This is a genomic window from Rugamonas sp. GW822-FHT03B10 (assembly GCF_058801745.1).
In genome coordinates this window covers 1-14,663 of sequence record NZ_JBXANP010000002.1, presented here as the reverse complement: position 1 = coordinate 14,663, position 14,663 = coordinate 1, and the positions used below count along the sequence as shown (strand labels likewise).

General features: G+C 69.2%; 13 protein-coding genes. 10 read left to right on the top strand and 3 right to left on the bottom strand.

The features are described from left to right. Positions 1-20 precede the first annotated feature (20 nt). From AC1RQG_RS03255 to AC1RQG_RS03235, 5 genes are all read left to right on the top strand, one after another. Positions 21-1,700, top strand: coding sequence for a methyl-accepting chemotaxis protein (locus AC1RQG_RS03255; protein ID WP_493128268.1), 1,680 nt, complete (start codon positions 21-23; stop codon positions 1,698-1,700). A 167-nt stretch (positions 1,701-1,867) separates the two neighbouring features. Beyond that, positions 1,868-2,734 (top strand): HDOD domain-containing protein, encoded by an 867-nt coding sequence (locus tag AC1RQG_RS03250; RefSeq protein ID WP_493128266.1) that lies wholly within the window; start codon positions 1,868-1,870, stop codon positions 2,732-2,734. A gap of 57 nt (positions 2,735-2,791) precedes the next feature. Beyond that, entirely contained in the window at positions 2,792-3,985 is a 1,194-nt protein-coding gene (locus AC1RQG_RS03245) for a DUF2863 family protein (RefSeq protein ID WP_493128264.1), read from the top strand. Between the two features lie 179 nt (positions 3,986-4,164). Next, positions 4,165-5,334 (top strand): tetratricopeptide repeat protein, encoded by a 1,170-nt coding sequence (locus tag AC1RQG_RS03240; protein ID WP_493128262.1) that lies wholly within the window; start codon positions 4,165-4,167, stop codon positions 5,332-5,334. A 118-nt stretch (positions 5,335-5,452) separates the two neighbouring features. Next, positions 5,453-8,023, top strand: coding sequence for a BACON domain-containing protein (locus AC1RQG_RS03235; RefSeq protein ID WP_493128260.1), 2,571 nt, complete (start codon positions 5,453-5,455; stop codon positions 8,021-8,023). 25 nt (positions 8,024-8,048) lie between these two features. On the opposite strand, the gene AC1RQG_RS03230 is transcribed toward AC1RQG_RS03235, so the two are convergent. Continuing rightward, positions 8,049-8,936, bottom strand: a complete 888-nt coding sequence (locus AC1RQG_RS03230; RefSeq protein WP_493128258.1) for an alpha/beta hydrolase — start codon at positions 8,934-8,936, stop codon at positions 8,049-8,051. A 71-nt stretch (positions 8,937-9,007) separates the two neighbouring features. Here AC1RQG_RS03230 and AC1RQG_RS03225 point away from each other — a divergent pair, with 71 nt between their 5' ends. The 3 genes from AC1RQG_RS03225 (at position 9,008) to ampC (ending at position 12,186) form a co-directional block, all read left to right on the top strand. Beyond that, on the top strand, positions 9,008-10,174 hold the full coding sequence (locus tag AC1RQG_RS03225) for a sensor histidine kinase (RefSeq protein ID WP_493128256.1): 1,167 nt from the start codon (positions 9,008-9,010) through the stop codon (positions 10,172-10,174). A 4-nt stretch (positions 10,175-10,178) separates the two neighbouring features. Further along, on the top strand, positions 10,179-10,931 hold the full coding sequence (locus tag AC1RQG_RS03220; RefSeq protein ID WP_493128254.1) for a LytR/AlgR family response regulator transcription factor: 753 nt from the start codon (positions 10,179-10,181) through the stop codon (positions 10,929-10,931). A gap of 94 nt (positions 10,932-11,025) precedes the next feature. After that, a complete protein-coding gene (ampC, locus tag AC1RQG_RS03215) occupies positions 11,026-12,186 on the top strand; it encodes a class C beta-lactamase (protein ID WP_493128252.1) in 1,161 nt (386 codons plus the stop codon). Between the two features lie 22 nt (positions 12,187-12,208). On the opposite strand, the gene AC1RQG_RS03210 is transcribed toward ampC, so the two are convergent. Together AC1RQG_RS03210 and AC1RQG_RS03205 are read right to left on the bottom strand one after the other, a co-directional pair. Further along, positions 12,209-12,721, bottom strand: coding sequence for a DNA-deoxyinosine glycosylase (locus tag AC1RQG_RS03210; RefSeq protein WP_493129255.1), 513 nt, complete (start codon positions 12,719-12,721; stop codon positions 12,209-12,211). A 76-nt stretch (positions 12,722-12,797) separates the two neighbouring features. Then, positions 12,798-12,932: a hypothetical protein gene (locus AC1RQG_RS03205; protein ID WP_493128250.1), complete on the bottom strand. Its 135-nt coding sequence runs from the start codon at positions 12,930-12,932 to the stop codon at positions 12,798-12,800. Between the two features lie 163 nt (positions 12,933-13,095). On the opposite strand from AC1RQG_RS03205, the gene AC1RQG_RS03200 reads away from it, so the two are divergent. After that, positions 13,096-14,025 (top strand): DMT family transporter, encoded by a 930-nt coding sequence (locus tag AC1RQG_RS03200; protein ID WP_493128248.1) that lies wholly within the window; start codon positions 13,096-13,098, stop codon positions 14,023-14,025. A 3-nt stretch (positions 14,026-14,028) separates the two neighbouring features. Next, a complete protein-coding gene (locus tag AC1RQG_RS03195; RefSeq protein WP_493128246.1) occupies positions 14,029-14,517 on the top strand; it encodes a GNAT family N-acetyltransferase in 489 nt (162 codons plus the stop codon). The last annotated feature ends 146 nt before the right edge of the window (positions 14,518-14,663 follow it).

Below are 14,663 nucleotides of genomic sequence, written 5' to 3'. Positions count from 1 at the left end.
CACCTGCGCCGGGAGCCACCATGCTGAAGCGACTGAGGATAGGTCCGAAACTGCTGCTGGCGCCCGGCCTGGTGCTGGTGCTGCTGCTGTGCACCTCGGCCGCCGGCTACTACGGCATGGTGCGCCAGAACGCCTCGCTGGAGAACCTGGTGCAGGTGCGCGCGGCGCGCCTGAAGGCGGCGGCCGACGTGGGCGGCGAGGCCAAGCACGCGCACGCCAACATCTACCAGTTGCTGGCCTGGACCAACGGCAGCTTCGCCCGGGACCGCATCAACGCGCTGGACCAGGAACTGCGCGGCCGCCACGCCGCCATCGGGGCCCGGCTGGCGGCGCTGGCGGCCGTGGCCGATCCGGCCGAGCGGCCCTTCGTGGACGCCTCCAGCGAGGCGCTGGCCGCCTACCGCAAGGCCGTGCGCGACACCGTGGAGATCGCCCAGGTCGACCAGTCGATCGCGGCCAACGCCATGGCCAAGGCCGAGCAGCAGTTCAGCCGCCTGAACGGCGCGCTGGCCAAGCTGGCCGCGCTCGAGCAGCAGCTGAGCGTGCAGGCCTACGCGCGCGCCAAGGCCGAATACCACACGCTGGGCGTGGCCATGGCCGGCCTGCTCGCGCTGTCGGTGGCGCTGTCGCTGGTGGTGACGATGCGGGTGCGCGGCGCCATGCTGCGCGACATCCAGGCCATCGCCGCCGTGGTGGTGCGGCTGGCGGCCGGCAGGCTGGCGCCGGGCCGCGCCAACGACGGCCACGACGAGATCGCCCACACGGCCCGCCTGCTCGACGGCACCATGGCCCAGCTCAGCGCCACCCTGCGCACCATCCTGGCGGCCGTGCAGAACATCGACGTGGCCGCGCACGACATCGCCAGCGGCAACCTCGACCTGTCCAACCGCACCGAGCGCCAGGCCGGTTCGCTGGAGCAGACGGCCAGCGCCATGGACAGCCTGACGCTGGCCGTGCGCGACAACGCGGCCCACGCGCGGCAGGCCTGCCAGCTGGCCGACGGCGCCTCGCATCTGGCCGAGCGCGGCGGCGCGGCCATGGGCGAGGCCGTCGATACGATGGACTCGATCCGCGCCAGCGCCGGCCAGATCGTCGACATCACGGGCGTGATCGACGCCATCGCCCTGCAGACCAACATCCTGGCCCTGAACGCGGCCGTCGAGGCGGCCCGCGCCGGCGAGCAGGGCCGCGGCTTCGCCATCGTGGCGGCCGAGGTGCGCACGCTGGCCCACCGCTCGGCCGCCGCCGCCAGCCAGATCAAGAACCTGGTGGCCGCCGCGGTGGCCACCATCGACGGCGGCAGCGCCTCGGTGCGCCAGGCCGGCGAGCGCATGGGCGAGCTGGCCGCCTCGGTGCGGCAGGTGAACGACATCATCCGCCGCATCAGCACCGCCAGCGCCGACCAGGCCCAGGGCATCGCGGAGGTGAACCAGGCCATGGGCCAGATGGACGAGGTGACCCAGCAGAACGCGGCGCTGGTGGAGCAGGCCGCGGCGGCGGCGGCCAGCCTGCAGGAGCAGGCCGAGAGCCTGACCCAGGCCGTGGCCGTGTTCCAGCTCGACGACGCCGGAACGGGCGAGCCGGCCCCCGCCGCCGGCGCGGCCGCCATGTTGCCGTCCCGGCCACAAACCTCGCGCCCGGGTCCGGCAAGCATGACAATTGCACATCGAAACAGCGTGCCGCGCGCCCGGCGGGCCTGAAAATCGGCCATCGCCACCACATTTTCACGCCACTTTCGCGCAACGGGGAGCGGGAAGCGGCGATAATCGGAACTGCGCGGACTCGGCGCGCGGCGCCCGGCTGGTTTATAGTGCTGGTTTTGACGCCGCGCCGCCACCGTCGCCGGCCCGTAACCCGATAACCCATCATGACCCCAGCCGCAGCCCCAGCCTTGCCAGTCGAAAACTCGGTGGAAGACGCCCTGCTGCGTTCCATCCGCATCCCGCCTCGGCCCAGCCTGCTGGTCGACCTGCAGCAGGAACTGGCCGAGCCGGACCCGTCGCCGCGCCGCATCGCGCGCATCATCGGCAACGACGTCGGCATGTCGGGCGCCCTGCTCAAGCTGGCCAATTCGCCGTTCTACGGGGCCGGCCGCAAGGCCAAGTCGGTGGAACAGGCCATCAACTTCCTCGGCATCAACCACTGCGCGGCCCTGCTCACGGGCCTGCTGGCCAAGCAGGCCATCGAAGGCGACGCCGGCACCCTGGAGCAGTTCTGGGAAACCTCGGCCCGGCGCGCCCAGGCCCTCGTGTACACCTCGCGCCAGCTGCGCATCGCCCCGCCCGACATCGCCCACACCTTCGGCCTGTTCTGCGACATCGGCGTGCCGCTGCTGATGAACCGCTTCCCCGGCTACGTCGACACCTTCGCCGCCGCCAGCCACGACCCGGTGCGCCGCTTCACGGAGGTGGAGGACGCGCGCCACCAGACCAACCACGCCGCCATCGGCTGCCTGCTGGCGCGCAACTGGGGCCTGTCGCCGGACGTGTCGTGGGCCATCCTGCTGCACCACGACTACCGCGTGCTGGACGACCCGGCCACCGACGACGCCGTGCGCTCGCTGGTGGCGCTGTCGGTGCTGGCCGAAAAAGGCATCCAGCGCTACCACGGCAACCCGGTCTCGCTGGAATGGGACAAGGGCGGCGCGCCCGCCTGCCGCCACCTGGGCCTGTCCGAGGACGAGACGGCCGACCTGCTGGACGAACTGCACGAAACCTTTCACAACGAGCGCTGACACCACCGTGTCGAGCGCGCCGGGGCGGCCCGCGCCGCCCCCTCAATCCAGGAAACCATGCCAAAAAACAAGCGCCCCGTGCCCCGCAAACCGGCCGACACGCCCGAGCTCAAGGATGAACTGCTGACCAGCAACCTGTGCGAACTGGCCCTCGAGCTGGCCGAACAGGAAGACCCGGACACCATGAGCGAGCTGCTGCGCCAGCGCGAGACCACCTTCCACAAGCTGGTGCGCAAGCTGCTCAACCAGCACAAGGACGAGGTGCTGTACGGCGCCGTCGAGCAGGCCAGGGACGAGGACGTGGGCGCCTACCAGTACCTGCGCGACGCCATCGAGGAGGCGGCCGGCACCGTGCTGCTGCGGCGCGACAACGCCCCCGAGCTGGAGATCGACGCCTTCGCCATCCCGGTGTTCGTGCACAGCACGGGCGGCCTCGACCCGGCCCACGACTTCCAGGACCCGGACGCCTACGACGCCCTGCTGGCCAGCTTCACCGAAGCCCAGCTGGAGAGCCCCAAGGCCAAAGTGGTGCTGATCGGCCACGCCTACGACCTGGGCGAGATCGACCGCATCACCTACAGCGACCTGCACGAGATGGTGCGCGAGGCCGCCGCCTCGATGATGGAGAAGAAACTGGTGCCCACGCCGGCCATCGAACGCAGCCTGGCCGGCTGGAGCGCCACCGGCTTCGGCCCCGACGACGCGGCCGTGGAACTGCGCTTCCTGGTCGGCTTCGCGCTCAAGCGGGCCGACGACCCGTTCTACCGGGTGCCGGCCGGCGAGGCGGCGGCCGACGCCTATTTCGCGCGCCGCATGGAACGCTACCAGCGCTGGACCGAGCAGCACGGGCCGCTGGTGCGGCGCTGCCTGGCCGGCGCGCGGCCGCTGCAGCTGAACTTCCTGTACCAGGACCTGTTCTTCGGCGCCAAGCAGCAGGGCGTGGCCGAGCACGACATGCTGCAACTGCTGGCCACGCTGAACGCGGCGCTGGCCGCGCGCGGCGCCGCCCCGGCCGGCACCACGGTCATCATCGGCCCCACCGACGACGGCCACGCGCTGCAGTTGCGCACCTGCCTGTACCTGGATGGCGAACAACTGGCCGCCTACGACAAGCCGCTGGACCTGGGCGCGGACCTCGAGACGGAGGTGGCCGACGTGCGCGACGCGCTGGCCAGCATCGGCCTGCGCCGGCTGTCCGTGGCCCTCAGATTCGACGCCAGCGGGGCCCCGGTGACACCGCAGGCGCTGTAAGGTCCGGGCCGATCGGCGTGCACGCCCGGCCGTTTGACAGTGGCCGGGGAGCCGAGGATACTTGGCTTCAAATAACGCATCGCGGCACCCCGGCCGCAGCCTGGGCGGCGCAGGCTTCCAGCTCCGCCGTACAAACGCGCCGCCCAGGCCGCAACTTGGGCGGCGTGGAGGAGACTGTCATGTTGAGCCGCCTTGTCATCGCGTGCGCCGTCCTGCTGGCCGGCTGCGCCAGCCCGTCCCCGGACCGCGTCGCGGCGGCGCCGCCCACGCTGTTCCAGGACCAGTTGTTCGCCCCGCCGTCGGCGCCCGTCAGCACCGACCAGCTGTTCACCGTCACGCCGGCCATGGAAGCCTATCTGCAGGAGCAGGTGCTGCACCAGCAGCACGGCAAGGACAAGCGCCAGGCCCTGTTCGACGCCCTGTACCGGCGCGACAAGCTGCAACTCGAATACGATTCGGCCATCACCCGCAACGCCCAGCAGACGTTCGAGGCGCGGCGCGGCAACTGCCTGTCGCTGGTCATCATGACGGCCGCGCTGGCCAACAAGCTGGGGCTGGAGGTGCAATACCAGCGCATCACCATGGATGACGCGTGGAGCCGCAGCGGCAACCTGTACTTCTCCAGCGGCCACGTCAACCTGATCCTGGGCCCGCCCAAGCTGGACATGAGCCGCGGCTACAACGCCTCGCAGTACATGACGGTGGACTTCATCCCCATCCCGGAGCTGGCCAAACAGCAGGCCCAGCCGCTCGAGGAGCGCACCGTGGTGGCCATGTACATGAACAACCGGGCCGCCGAGCTGCTGGTGCAGAACAAGCTCGACGACGCCTACTGGTGGGCCCGCGGGGCGGTCCGGCAAGACCCGGCCTTCCTCAACGCCTACAACACGCTGGGCGTGATCTACCAGCACCACGGCGACCTGGCGCCGGCCGAGCAGGTGCTGCGCTACGCGTGGAACCATGCGCCCGACAACACCGTGTTCCTGTACAACCTGGCGCAGGCGCTGGCCGAACTGGGCCGGCCGCAGGAGGCGCAGGCGCTGCGTTCGCGGCTGGCCCAGCTCGAGCCGTATCCGCCGTTCTATTTCTTCAACCAGGGCCAGCAGGCGATGCGGGCCGGCGACTACGCGCGCGCGCGCGACCTGTTCCAGCGCGAACTGGACCGTTCGCCCGACTACCATGAATTCCACTTCTGGCTGGCCGTGGCCTCGTTCAAGCTGGGCGACCTGGCGCGGGCCGACATCCACATGAAGCAGGCGATGGAGAACAGCACCACGCGCGGCGACCACGACCTGTACGCGGCCAAGCTGGACCGCCTCAAGGCCTACGAGGCGCAAGCCCGGCAATAAAGGTCCCGCCCCCGCCGCGCACGACCAGTGTTGCGCCGGCCCCTGGAATGGCTTGACAGGATGTTGCGCATGCGCAACAATTGCAAAATATATAAACTGTCCGCCCAAGGGTACCGCCATGCAACGACTCTGGTCCGTCCTCACGCTCGCCTCCCTCCTGACCGCCTGCGGTGGCGGCGGCGGCGGCGGCACGGGCGGCGCGCCCGCGCCGGCCACCGGCGCGGCGCTCACGTTCAGCCCGGAGCAGGTCGCCATCTCGGCCGTCGCCGGCACCTCGGCCACGGCCACCGTCAACGCGGCCGTGGCGCGGCCCGCCGATTTCAACGGCGCCACCGTGTATCCGGTCCTGGTCGACGGCGCCGGCGTGCTGCTGCCCAACGCGCAACTGGCGCAGGACGGCGGCCAGGCCTACCACGCCACGTTGCAGACGGCGCCCACGCTGGCCGCCGGCAGCTACCAGGGCAATTTCACCGTCAAGCTGTGCCGCGACAGCGCGTGCGCCAGCCAGTTCCCCGGCTCGCCCATGCTGCTGCCCTACGCGATCACCGTGGCGCCGGCCGGTTCGGCCCCGTTCACGGCCAGCGCGGCCGTGCCGCTGACCGTCTCCATGCACCAGGGGGGCGCCGTGCCGGCCCCGGCCGCCATCAGCGTGCAGGCCGTCGGCCGCAGCTGGAGCGCGGCCAGCGGCGCCGCCTGGCTCACCCTGAGCAGCACCAGCGGCAACGGCAGCGCCACCATCACGGCCACCTACGCGGCCGCCGGCCTGGCCGCCGGGCAGTACAACACCAACATCACGCTGACGGCCGGCGACGGCCAGGTGGCCACGGTGCCGGTGGCGCTGACGGTGCTGGCGCCCGGTTTCCAGGTCAGCAGCGACGGCGTCGCCTTCACGGCCATCAACGGCGCCCCCATCGCGTCGCAGGACGTGCAGATCGCCACCGACAACGCCCAGGCCACGCGCTGGAGCGCCAGCAGCAGCGCCGGCTGGCTGCGCGCCAACCCCAGCCAGGGCTACACGCCGGCCACCACCACGCTGTCGATCGATCCCACCATCGGTCCGCTGGCGAGTGGCAGCTACAACGCCACGCTCACGTTGACGGCCACCGGCCTGACGGCGCGCCAGCTGCCCGTGTCGCTCAAGCTGTTGCCGGCCACGCTGCTGGCCTCCGCCACCACGGTGACGCTGGGCGGCAGCTACGGGCGCGACTTCACGCCGCGCAGCGTGACCCTCAGCCTGAACACGGGCGGCAACCTGTGGCCGTGGCGGCTGTCGGCACTGCCCGCGTGGGCCGGCGCCAGCCCGCTGACCGGCACGGTGGGCGCCGGCGGCGGCACCATCGTGTTCACCCCCAGCCCGGCGCTGGCGCCAGCCGGCGGCGCCAGCGCCTCGCTGCTGCCCTCGGCCACCGTCAACGGCGACCTGGTGGCCGCGCCCATCACGCTGGTCATCAACAAGGACCAGCACAAGCTGCTGCCGGCTGAGGCGGGCGTGGCCCTGAGCGCCACGCCCGGCTGGTCGCGCCTGACCCGCACCATCGCCATGACCGACAATTACGGCCAGACGCCGAACTGGACGGCGAGCAGCGACCAGTCCTGGCTGACCGTCAGCGGCAGCGGCGCCAGCCTGACGCTGACGGCCGACCCCAGCGGCCTGACGGCCGACACCCTCAACCTGGCCACCGTCAGGGTGACGCCGACCGACGGCACCATGGTGGGCCCGGCGCCGATCCAGGTGGCGTTGTGGAAGGGTTCGACCAATCCCACGGCGCCCGCCTCGCCCCATCCGCTGTACCGCAACATCGTGGCCGACCCGGTCCGGCCGCTGGTGTACGCCCACAACGGCGGCACCAGCGTCGACATCTACCAGGTCTACACGGGCCAGCTGGTGGGCACGGTGTCGGGCTTCGGCGGCGCGCTCGGCGACATGGCCGTCTCGGCCGACGGCGCGCGGCTCTACGCCTATGACCTCGACAACGGCAGGCTGGAAGTGCGCGCACTGGCCAGCAAGGCCGTGCTGGGGCGCTGGGCGCTGGCGCACAAGCCGGACCGCAGCGCGCGCCTGGCCCTGTTGCGCCCCAATGGTGTCGACCTGGTGGCCCTGAACGACGGCAGCATCCTCAACGCCAGCGGCAAGTTGCTGACCAGCCTGCCCATCCAGGGCGGCACGCTGAGCGCGGCGGCCGACGGCAAGCGGCTGTATGTGCAGGACGAGGATGGCACGGCCATCCACCTGGCCACCTACGCCATCGACTACGCCAACCTGGCCGGCGGCACGCTGTTCGCGGCGCAACTGCCGGCCGCCACCCACCTGGGCAATGGCAGCGGCGGCCAGGACCTGGCCGTCAGCGCGGACGGCGCCACCCTGTACGCGGCCAGCAGCAGCCCCACCCAGTGCAGCGTGCTGGGCACGAACGACCTGGGCACGCTGTCCTACCTGGCCAGCGGCAACAACGCGCCCGACAACGTGGAAGTGGGCAGCGACGGCCGCGTCTACTGCGGCGTGGCCGGTAAGACGGCGCCGGCCGACGTGTGGGTCTACAGCGCGACCGGCGTGCTGCAACGCCAGCTCAAATTCGTGCCCGTGGGGCGCCAGCTGGCGCCGCGCCAGATGGCGATCTCGGGCGACGGCTTCATGCTGATCGGGCTGAACGACGACGGCGTGCTCAACATCGTGCCGGTGGGGCCGTGAGCGCCATGCGCCACGGCGCTCCGGCTCACCTCACCTTCCGCAGGTAAGCGCGCAAGCCATGCGTGAGCAGGAAGGGGAACACGCTGGCATGGTCCTCGCCGGCAAACACCTCCAGCCGCGTTGTGAGGCCCGGGTAGCGGTGCGACGCCAGCGCCGCGTCGAAGTCGCGCAGGTCGGCCAGCATGTCGGCGTCGTCTTCGGTGCGGGCGCGCCGGCGCCCGGCCGCTAGCGTCTCCAGCCCGCCGATGCCGAAGTAGACCGAGGCCCGCAGATCACGGTGCGCTTGCGCATAGGCCCGTTCGCGCCCGAACATCACGCCGCCGTCGTACCACAGCGAGGGGCTGCCGAGGATGTAGTGGGCGAACGTGCCGGGACGGGTCAGCAGCACTTGCAGGCCAAGCAGGCTGCCGTAGGAGTGGCCGATGAACACCGCGCGGCCCAGGTCGGCACGGTACTGCGCGGCGATCATGGGGAACACCTCGCCGGCGATGAAGCGGCCATAGGCATCGGCCTGGCCGAACGCCGGCGCGCGGCCCGGCATGTCGCTGACGTAGCGCTGCGCGCGCGGCACCGACGGCGTGTAGTCGCGGCGGCGGCTGTACACCGGGCCGTCGCCCTTCGCGTACGACAGCCCGACCACGATGGCCTCCTCCAGGCCGGCGTGTTTGCTCAACCGTTGCGCGATGCTGCGCACGACGGGAAAGGCGTAGTTGGCATCGACCACGAACAACACCGGATAGCGCCGCCGCGACGTGCGGTAGGACTCGGGCAAGGCCACGTAGAGCTGGTAGTCGCGGTCGAGCGCCTGCGCATGGATGTCGCGCACCTCCGTGTCGTCCAGCTGGTAGGGCGTGGAAGCGGCGGCGCCGCCGGCCAGGCAGCAAACGAAGATCAGGGTCAGGATGTGTCTCAAGTGCGCTCCATCGGGTTGGGGGACTGCGATCCATTTTTGCGCAGCCCGCGGCGCCGGGCAGCAGCCCGGTGATGAAACGCCGGTTCCGCGTGACGACCGCCGCCGGCCCCGCCTTACCGGCGCCATGGGCCGCTGCTATACTTTTGCCGATGACGGACCGCCCCTACTTCAAGAACGCGAAAGCCCTCGCCATCCCGGTGCTGCTGTGGACCGCGATCAGCGCGCTCGGCGCGCTGCAGACCTACAGCGACAATCTGCGCGTCGGCCGCTCCAGCCACTATCCGACCCTGCTGGTCACCTGGTTCATCGAATACGCGGTGCCGCTGATCGCGCTGAGCGCGGGCCTGAGCGCGGCGCTGGCGCGCTGGCCGGCGCTGATACGGCGTCCGCGCAACGTGGTGGCGTTGTTCCTCGGCCTGGTGCTGGTGTTCCAGCCGGCGCAGTGGACCTACATGGCCTGGCTGCGCGGCTACCTGCATATCGCCAGCCTGGACGACGCCAGGCAGCTGCTGTTGAAGATGCTGCTGGTGGGCTGGTTCTCGACCAGCGGCACCTTCGCCGCCATCCTGGCGATCGCCTACTTCCGCCAGGCCCGCGAGCGCGAGCTGGCGTGGCAGCGCTCGCAGACGGACATGCTCAACCTGCGCCTGGCGCTCGAGGAGCAGCGCATGCTGGCCCTGCGCGCGCAGCTTGAGCCGCACTTCCTGTTCAATGCCCTCAACGCCATCAGCGCGCTGGTGCGGGGCGGCGACAAACCGCTGGCGCTCGGCGGCATCGGCCGCCTCAGCGACCTGCTGCGCTACGCGCTGGCGGCCAGCGGCCGCAACACGGCGACGGTGGCCGATGAACTGCGCTTCGTCCACGACTACCTGGACTTGCAGCGCCTGCGCTACGGCGACCGTCTGCGCGTGCACATCGACGGCGCCGGCGACCTGCTGCACGACGTCGCCTGCCCGCCTTTGCTGCTGCAGCCGCTGATCGAGAACGCCCTGCGCCACGACCTCGATTGCCACGAGGGGCCGAGCGACATCCGGCTGTCGTTCGCGCGCGATGGCGACACCTTGTCGATCCGGGTGACGAACCCGATCAGCGCCCAGGCCTCGCCCAACCCCGGCACCGGCCTGGGGCTGGCCAACACGCGCGACCGCCTGCGGCTGATGCATGAGGGCGCGTCGCTGCGCGCCGACGCGCACGGCGGCCGCTTCGTGGCCGAAGTGCGCCTGCCCTTGACGGACTAGCGCCATGCCCGTGCACTACATGATAGTCGATGACGAGGCGCCCAGCCGGGCCAACCTGCGCATGGCGCTGGCCGCGCACCGGGACTGGGTGCTGGCCGCCGAATGCGGCAGCGCCGCCTGCGCGCGCGCGGCGCTGGACAACCGCGCCATCGACGTGATCCTGCTCGACATTCAAATGCCCGCCGAATCGGGCCTGGCGCTGGCGCGCGAGATCAGCCGGATGCCGGAGCCGCCGCTGATCATCTTCGTCACCGCCTACGGCGAGCACGCCATCGAGGCGTTTGAAGTGCATGCGCTCGACTATCTGTTGAAGCCGCTCGACGACGCCCGGCTGGCGCAGGCCGTGGAGCGCGCCACGGCCATGCTGCGCCAGCGCCAGCGCGAAGCGTATGGCGCTGCCGTGCGCGACTATGTCGATGGCGGCGACGCGCAGCGCATCGGGCACGTCAACGTGCGCTCGGTCGGCCGCATCGAGCGCATCCTCGTCGACGACATATTGTGGGTCGAGTCGGCCGGCAACTATGTGGAGCTGCATCTGGCATCGCGCACCGTGCTGCACCGGATCACCCTGAACCGCCTGGAGGCGCAGTTGCCCTCAGAGGCGTTCCTGCGCGTGCACCGCGGCGCCATCGTCCGGCGCGATCAGATCGCCAGCCTGGACACCAACGGCGAAGGCAGCTACCGCCTGACGCTGCGCTGCGGCGGCGCCGCGCCGGTCAGCGAACGCTATCTGGCCGCGCTCAGGGCTGCCATGTGACGAAGGGCCGGAAGGCTGGGATGGCCGCGCTGTCGCTGGCCCCAGCCGGTTCGGTAAGCTGTGGTTCACCTTGAATCACTCACTGGAGTCAGCTTTGAACATCTTCCCGAAAACCTGTCTGACCATCGCGCTGGCCGCCCTCTGCAGCGCACCGCGCGCAAGCCAGGCCGCCGATCCCGCCCGCCTCCGCACGGCGGTCGAGCGCATCATCGCGCCGCTGATGACGCAGTACCAGGTGCCCGGCATGGCCATCGCCGTGACGGTCGATGGCCAGACCATGTTCTTCAACTATGGCCTGGCGTCGAAAGAGGACAAGGTGCCGGTCAGCGAGCACACGCTGTTCGAACTGGGTTCCATCAGCAAGACCTTTACGGCCACGCTGGCCAGCCATGCCATCGACCAGGGCAAGCTGTCGCTGGACGATCATCCCGGCAAATACATGCCGCAGCTGCAGGGCAGTGCGATCGACCAGGCCAGCGTGCTCCATCTCGGCACCTACACGGCGGGCGGACTGCCGTTGCAACTCCCGGACGACATCGCCGTCAACGACGACGCGCAGATGCTGGCCTACTTCCGCAACTGGAAGGCCGATGCGGCGCCCGGTACCCAGCGCAGGTATTCCAACCTCAGCCTGGGCCTGTTCGGCCACGTGACCGCGCTGGCGCTCCACGCCGATTTTCGCGACGCGATGGAGCGACAACTGCTGCCGGCGCTCGGCCTGCAGCATAGCTACATCCAGGTGCCGGACAGCGCGATGGCCGATTACGCGTGGGGCTACGACAGGAACGACCGCCCCGTGCGTGCGCGGCCCGACGTCTTCGCCGCGGAGACGTATGGCGTGAAGTCCAGTGCGGCCGACATGATCCGCTTTGTGCAGGCGAACATCGCGCCGGAGCGGTTGGCGGAACCGATGCGGCGCGCGGTCGAAGGAACACACATCGGCTATTTCAAAACCGGCGAGATGCGGCAAGGACTGGGCTGGGAACAATACCGCGCGCCCGTGACGCTGGAGCGCCTGCTGGCCGGCAATTCGGAAGCGATGATCTTCGACGCCAATCCCGCGACGGCACTGACGCCGCCACAAGCGGCGCCGCGCGGCACCCTGTTCAACAAAACCGGCTCGACGCGGGGCTTCGGCGCCTACGTGGCGTTCGTGCCGGAGCGGAAGATCGGCATCGTGATGCTGGCGAATAAGAGCTACCCCATCGCCGCCCGGGTGAGGGCCGGCTACGAGATTCTGCAGCAACTGCGGTAAGGCGTTGTGCGTGGGATGCGGATCAACACCCGCGAAGCTGGCTCCACAGTTGCAGTTTCTTCTCATACGGTAAGGTATAAGCCGGACTGCTCGATGGAAGTGCGACGATCTGGTACGCGGAAGCATGGCCACCCAATATCTTCAAGCCCAGCTTAGCGGCCGTGCCACCGTTGAAGGCAATGGTCCTGATATTGGGGAATCTTGCGAGTAATCCTGGCAAATCGTTGTCCGCACGCGCGCGTATCCGGCTGTCGAGGCTACCCGGCCGGTGCGCCTCGGCCACCACGTCCCACAGGCCCACGCCATGATCGAGCAATGTGCGCAAGCGCGCCTGGTAGTCGGTGCGGACCAGATCGACGCCCAGCACTTCGCTCATGAGGTGCCAGAAACGATTTTGGGGGTGCCCGTAGTATTCCTGAATCGCCAGCGATTTATCGCCGGGCAGGCTGCCCAGCATCAAAAGACGAGTACGCGCGTCGACAACAGGATCGAAGCATTGCTTCCGCGCATTTTGATGCTGACTCAATGGTGTCATGCCTTGGGTTCGGATAGTGATGGACCGAACAAGGGCGGCCCGTGCTGCTTCCATGGTAACACCTTGAAGCGATCTCTCATGGCCTGCCGGCGACAGCGAACACGAGCGGCCAGCGGGCCGGGCCGTCGTCGCCCAGCAGGATGACGGTGGCCGTGCTCAGCAGCACGTAGCCGACCACGGTGGCCACTTTGATGCGCAGCGAGAGGGGCATAGCTGTCTCCGGTAAATAAATGATGGTATTTTTATAATAACCAACCGGCCGCCCGCGCCGCGAAATGCGGGCCACGACTGCGCCACATCAAGCGCGTTTGTGGCAAATTTGTCAAAAGAGTGGCTGCTAGGCAATCTCAGGGCAAGCCCGGTATACTGCGTCGATGTCCTCGCCCATCCTGTTCCTCACCGCCTGCCTGATCTGGGGCTCCACCTTCTTCGCCATCACGCTGCAACTGGGACAGGTGGCGCCGGCCGTGTCCGTCGTCTACCGCTTCGCGATCGCCTCGGCCGCCCTGTTCGGGTGGTGCCTGGCGCGCGGCGACACCCTGCGCCTACCGTGGCGCACCCAGCGCTGGCTGCTGCTGCAAGGCGTGGCCAGCTTCGGGCTGAGTTACATCTGCACCTACACGTCCGAGCAATATCTGGTGTCGGCCCTGGTGGCCGTGCTGTTCGCGCTGATGGTGTTCTGGACCCCGATCTGCAGCCGGCTGATGCTGGGCACGCCGCTCACGGCGCGCATCTGGACGGCGGGCGCCGCCGCCATGGTGGGGGTGACGCTGCTGTTTTACCAATCCATCGCCAGCGCCTGGACATCCATGCCCGGCGGTGGCAATGGCCACTTCCTGCTGGGTCTGGGGCTGGCCCTGTGCGCCACCGTCTCCAGTTCGGTCGGCAACGTGCTGGTGGTCAAGGTGCGCGAACAATCGTCCAATGTGCTGCTGACCATGGCCTGGTCCATGCTGTGGGGCACGCTGCTGGTGGCGGCCTGGGTGCTCGTCAGCGGCCAGTCGTTCACGCTGCCCGCCACGGCCCGCTACTGGGGCGGCCTGTTCTACCTGGCCATCTTCGGCTCCGTGATCGCCTTCGCCGCCTATTTCACCTTGATCCACCGCATCGGTTCGCACAAGGCCGTCTATATCGGCGTGGTCACGCCCGTCATTTCCGTGCTGCTGTCGATGCGCCTCGAACACTTCCGTCCCGGCCCGCAGGAATGGCTGGGCATGCTGCTGTGCCTGGCCAGCGTGGCCTGGGCCTTGCGGGCCGACGCGCCCGCCCCTTCCATCAACCCCGAACTTGAAAGCGCCGCATAACCCATGAGCACCCAGCAACTGACCATCCGCCCCGCCACGCCAGCCGACGTGGACGCCATCTTCGGCATGATCCATGAACTGGCCGTGTTCGAAAAACTCGAACATCTGGTGGTGGCCAATCCGGCCATGCTGCACGAGGGCTTGTTCGGCGCCCACCCCGCCTGCGAAGCCATCGTGGGCGAGGAAGCGGGCGTGGTCGTGACCTTCGCCCTGTTCTTCCACAACTTCTCCACCTTCCTGTGCCGCAAGGGGCTGTACCTGGAAGACCTGTACGTCAAGCAATCGTGCCGTGGCAAAGGTTACGGCAAGCAGATGCTGGTGGCGCTGGCCCAACTGGCGGTGGAACGCAACTGCGGCCGCTTCGAATGGTCGGTGCTGGACTGGAACGAGAACGCCATCAATTTCTACCGCGGCGTGGGCGCCGACCTGCTGCCCGACTGGCGCATCTGCCGCGTCACCGGCGACGCCCTGCAGCATCTGGCCGCAGTCTGACCGCCGAATGTGTCACGTCCCCATATTTAAATTGGGGACGTAATACATTTGGGGGACGGCGAAAAAAAAGGCTATGTCCCCATTAAGTGTTGAACTTCCCCTGGGAACGTTTGTCCAAGACTAAGCACCCAAGTCTTGGAGAGAGC